This is a genomic window from Prosthecobacter sp. (assembly GCF_046154365.1).
Classification (GTDB): Bacteria; Verrucomicrobiota; Verrucomicrobiia; order Verrucomicrobiales; family Verrucomicrobiaceae; genus Prosthecobacter.
On record NZ_JBJXFV010000007.1, the window covers coordinates 1 to 4,769 of the forward strand.

General features: G+C 59.6%; 4 protein-coding genes. 3 read left to right on the top strand and 1 reads right to left on the bottom strand.

The window, feature by feature from the left end; translation table 11 throughout:
• On the top strand, positions 1-1,105 hold a 1,105-nt coding region (locus tag ACKVY0_RS00905; protein WP_409212895.1), incomplete at its 5' end, for an amidohydrolase family protein.
• Positions 1,102-1,806 (top strand): DUF1080 domain-containing protein, encoded by a 705-nt coding sequence (locus tag ACKVY0_RS00910; protein WP_409212896.1) that lies wholly within the window; start codon positions 1,102-1,104, stop codon positions 1,804-1,806. The genes ACKVY0_RS00905 and ACKVY0_RS00910, both read left to right, overlap by 4 nt.
• A 115-nt stretch (positions 1,807-1,921) precedes the next feature.
• Here ACKVY0_RS00910 and ACKVY0_RS00915 read toward each other — a convergent pair whose 3' ends face one another.
• A complete protein-coding gene (locus ACKVY0_RS00915; RefSeq protein ID WP_409212897.1) occupies positions 1,922-3,265 on the bottom strand; it encodes a hypothetical protein in 1,344 nt (447 codons plus the stop codon).
• Between the two features lie 94 nt (positions 3,266-3,359).
• Here ACKVY0_RS00915 and ACKVY0_RS00920 point away from each other — a divergent pair.
• The coding region (locus tag ACKVY0_RS00920) for a DUF1549 domain-containing protein (protein ID WP_409212898.1) at positions 3,360-4,769 on the top strand (1,410 nt) is incomplete at its 3' end.

The following is a 4,769-nucleotide window of genomic DNA, read 5'->3' on the forward strand; positions in this document are numbered from 1 at the left end:
CGATCTGGAAGGCGCCGCGCCGATCCACTACGGCGCGACGGTGGGCCACATCTCGGCCCGCTTTGCCGCGTTTCATCCGCAGCTCAAAACCGGCCAGTGGGCGAGCGGCAAGGCGAGGCTTACGCTGCTCGGGCCGAAGCCCGACGGCGCGAACAAAGTCGCGGGCGAGGCGGAAATGAAGAGCATGAACGCCGCGATCCGCACGGGGCTCGATGAAGGCGCGCTGGGCGTTGGTTTTGGCATCAATTACACGCCAGCAGCCACGCCGGAGGAGATCGAATCGCTATTCCGCATCGCAGCAGAACGGAAGGTGCCCGCCTTCGTTCACACGCGTGCGTTTGGCATCGCGCCGATCCGCGAGGCCATTGATAGCGCGAAGAAAACCGGCGCGTCACTTCACATCGTTCACATCGGCAGCAGCAGCATCGGCGACGTGCCTGAGGTGCTGAAGTTGATCGATGCAAACCGCGCCGCTGGCATGGATTTGACCACGGAGGTCTATCCCTACACCGCCGCGTCCACGATGCTGGAGTCGGCCATGTTCAATCCCGGCTGGCAGGCCAATCTGCGCATCAGCTACGGCGACATCGTGTGGACCGCGACGGGCGAACGGCTCACGAAGGAGACGTTTGAGAAGTATCGCCAGCAAGGCGGCTGGGTGATCATGTACATGATGAAGGACGCGAATGTCGAGCGCGCCATCGCGCATCCCGGTGTGATGATCGCCAGCGACGGCGTGCCGTTTGTGGATGGCAAAGGTCATCCGCGCGGCGCAGGCACCTTTGCGCGCGTGCTCGGCCATTACTCCCGCGAGAAGAAACTGCTGCCGCTCATGGATGCGCTGGCGAAGATGACCATCCTGCCCGCGAAGCGTCTTGAAGGCCACGTCCCGATGATGAAAAACAAAGGCCGCATCGCCCTCGGTGCCGATGCGGACATCACCGTCTTCGACCCCGCCAAAGTGATCGACCGCGCCACCTTTGAAGCACCCACCACGCCCTCGGCAGGCATTCCGCATGTCATTGTGAACGGCACTTTCGTCGTGCGTGATGGCGAACTCGTGAAAGATGCCCGTCCGGGCCGCGCTGTGAGAGTCACGCCATGAAACACCTCCTTCTCCCGCTGCTCCTTTGCACCACCGCATTCGCTGAAGATGTGCCGCAGTGGCGCGATCTCTTCAACGGCAAGGATCTCACCGGCTGGGTCGATGTGAACACCAGCAAGGACACCTGGAGCGTCAAAGACGGCCTGCTCGTCTGCAAAGGCCTGCCCATCGGTGTGATGCGCAGCGAGAAGCAGTATGAGAACTTCATCCTGCACATCGAGTGGAAGCACATGCAGGCAGGAGGCAACTCTGGTGTCTTCGTTTGGAGCGAAGGCAGCACGCCTGCGGACAGGCCGCTGCCGAAAGGCATGGAAGTGCAGATGCTGGAGCTACAGTTTCCGTATTTGAATCCCGAGAAAGACGGCACGCCGCGACATCTCGGCTACGTCTCAGGCGAACTTTTTGGCGCGAATGGCCTCGAAGGCGTGCCCGACAACCCACGCGGCCGCCGCAGCATGTCTTATGAGATGCGCTGCAAAGGCAAAGGCGAATGGAACACCTACGACGTGGTTTGCGTCGATGGCACGGTGAAGCTCTCGATCAACGGCAAGTTCGTCAACGGCATCAGCCAGTCCACCGTACGCAAAGGCTATCTCTGCCTAGAATCCGAAGGCGCGGAGATTCATTTCCGCAACATCAAGATCATGGAACTGCCCGGCGGCCGAGTGACGCCGGAGCAGACCGCGCCGGTGGTAAAGTAGCCGTCATCGCTCCGCGTGACGAGCAAAGCGCTCACGTCAGCATGACGCGCTTTCGAAATTCGCCGCCGCTGTGATCTTGCGAAAGCCCTCAGCTCATCACGCGGAGCGGTGATGGCTACTTTGCTGTCGCCTTCACGAGTTCATCGAGCTTCGTCGTGATCCGCTCCTCCACCGTCTCCGTGTAAGGCGCACGGTGACCGTATTCAAACATGCCGGTCACGCCTTCGTAGCCGCCTTCCTTGAGCACGCGCAACGATGGCACATAGCTGAGCAGATCATTGTTGTAGCCGCAGACCCAGGTGTTGTTCCAGCCATACGTCGCTTTGAATTTGAGCGAGTAATCCACCACCGTCTCGCCCGTCAGCGCGATGAAGGTGAACTCCGGGCCGAAGCGCCAGACCTGAATCGGATACTTCACGCGATCCGGTGGCGAGCCGAGCGTCTCGTATTGCCGAATGAAATGCTCGAACTCGCGCTTCGGCATGCCGGTGAGGTTGGGCACGCGTTGCTTCAGTTCTTCGAGCGGGATTCCCGGCTGCAATTCCAGCTCCGTTTCGCCCATCGCGGCCTGAATCGGCCCGGCAAGTGGTGTCATCGTGCCCGCGATGACCTGACGCACCGCTTCGGCCAAAATCTTGCCGTACATTGATGCCAGTTCCGTCGCCTGGACATCCTTTCCGCGAATGCGCGGCAGTGGGTTCGCATCGCCGCCGCAATTCTGCACAAACATCGCCACGGAACCTGGATACGATTTATCCAGTTCAAGCTGCGCAAAGCCCGCATAGTCGCCATTGATGCTCAGGCCGCCCAAAGCCGTCGTGTGGCACGAATAGCCAAACACGATGGCCTTGAGGTCGCTTCCCGCTTTCACCGTGATCACCGGCACATCCTGATCCACCTGCCCACCGAACGCACGACTCTCCGCACCACGCGAGCGCCGACGATTCACCGCCACACCGGCCAAACCTTGCTCAAAAGCCAATTCCGCCGGTGCGAGTACCGCGATGGCCGCACCGATGACTTCATCATACCTCGCATACACCATCGCCGTGTAGCGCTCCTTCGCCGCAGCCTCCTCCGGCGTGAATTCATAATACAACCACAGCACATCCTCCGTCACCGGGCACGAGTGATTGTGCGACGTGTTTAAAATGAGCCGCTCCCTCGGGATGCGATGCTTCTCCGCAGCATTCTTCGCGATCACCGCGATCATCTTGTCGCTCAGCCCCACCAAATCCGCCGTCACCAGCACCGATGTCGCCCCCGAATCATCCTTGAGCGCCAGCGCCTTCAGCCAGATCGCATGCTCGACCCGCTGTGACATCCGCGTTTTGCCACCATAGCCAGCCAGCGGCACGGATTCCGTCGGCGTGATGTCCGCCTTCGCTGCGCCTGCATGCCAGGCAGCAAAAGCAGACGTTGAAAAACAGATCATGAGGCTAATGACGAAACGTTTCATGGGGAGAATGATCAAGCTCATACGCAGCCACATGGTGCTAATTCACTCCCGCCTATGCAAATAGCCAGCGGACGCAGCCGTACTAGGCTGCATCATGAGCGCGAAATCCATCCTCTGCCAAATCGTCGTCATCACTTTAGGCACTGCCATCCTGCAAGCCAAAGCGCCTGACACCAAAGCCGCCGCTTCGGTCATTGATGGCATCTTGGCCAAAGACTGGGCCAAGCATCAGCTCAAGGGCAACCCGATGAGCGACGACGCCACCTTTGTGCGGCGCATCCATCTCGACATCATTGGCCGCATTCCCACCGCACGGGAGACGGAGACGTTTTTGGCGGACAAGGCACCGGATCGTCGTGCGCAGATCATTCAGCGGTTATTGAACTCCGAAGCGCATGTGCTGCACACCTTCAACTTTTGGGCTGATGTGCTCCGAATGAACCAAAACAATGCCACCGGCGTCGGTTATTTGAACTTCATCAAAGACAGCCTCCGCGCCAACAAGCCCTATGACAAAATGGTCGCCGAGATGATCTCCGCGCAGGGCCGCCCATGGGAGAACGGCGCCATCGGTTACTACTACCGCGATCAGGGCATGCCGCTCGACAACATGGCCAACACCGTGCGCATCTTCCTCGGTACGCGCATCGAGTGCGCGCAGTGCCACAACCATCCCTTCGACAAATGGACGCAGATGCAGTTCTACCAGATGGCCAGCTTCACTTACGGCGTGCAGGGCCAAAACTACGGTGGCGTGCTCGCTGAGACACAGCGCATCCACAACGATGACCAGAATGCCATCCGCGCAGAGCATCGCAAAGCCAACCCCGATCCCACCCGGCCGAAACGCAGCAAGGATATGACACCGGAGCAGTACGCAGTCCTTGAAAAAGATTACCAGGAGAAGGCCAAGGCTGCATCAGAGGGACGTCAGGCGATGGAAAAGAAAATGCGCTCCGAGGACTTCTACTTCCGCGAAGCGATGCTTGAAGCTCGCAACAACGTCCGCGACACCGCGCTCACGTTTAATGACAAGAGCAAAGCTTCACTGCCGAAAGATTACCAATACGCGGACGCCAAACCACGCAGCGCCGTCGCCCCCGCCGCCATGTTTGGCCACGAATGCACGCCACAACCCGGCGAGACCTCGCTACAGGCCTACGCGCGCTGGATGACCAGCCAAGACAACCCGCGCTTCACCACCGTCATCACCAACCGCTTGTGGAAGCGTGTCTTCGGCCTCGCCCTCATCGAGCCGCTCGACGAGCTGTTTGAAACCTCCACACCCATGGTTCCCGAGTTGCAGACGCATCTAGAAAAGCTCATGCGCGACCTCAACTACGACATGCGCTCCTTCCTCACCATTCTTTACAACACACAGACCTACCAACGTCAGGTCACACGCCAAGAGCATGCGATCGGCAACGTGTACCACTTCACCGGCCCCTTGCTGCGCCGCATGACCGCCGAGCAGATGTGGGACAGCTTCATCACCCTCATCAAT

Bases quoted from the DNA above. Each gene is read 5' to 3' on its own strand.
- ACKVY0_RS00910 (WP_409212896.1), top strand. From the start codon at position 1,102: ATGAAACACCTCCTTCTCCCGCTGCTCCTTTGCACCACCGCATTCGCT.
- ACKVY0_RS00915 (WP_409212897.1), bottom strand. From the start codon at position 3,265: ATGAAACGTTTCGTCATTAGCCTCATGATCTGTTTTTCAACGTCTGCT.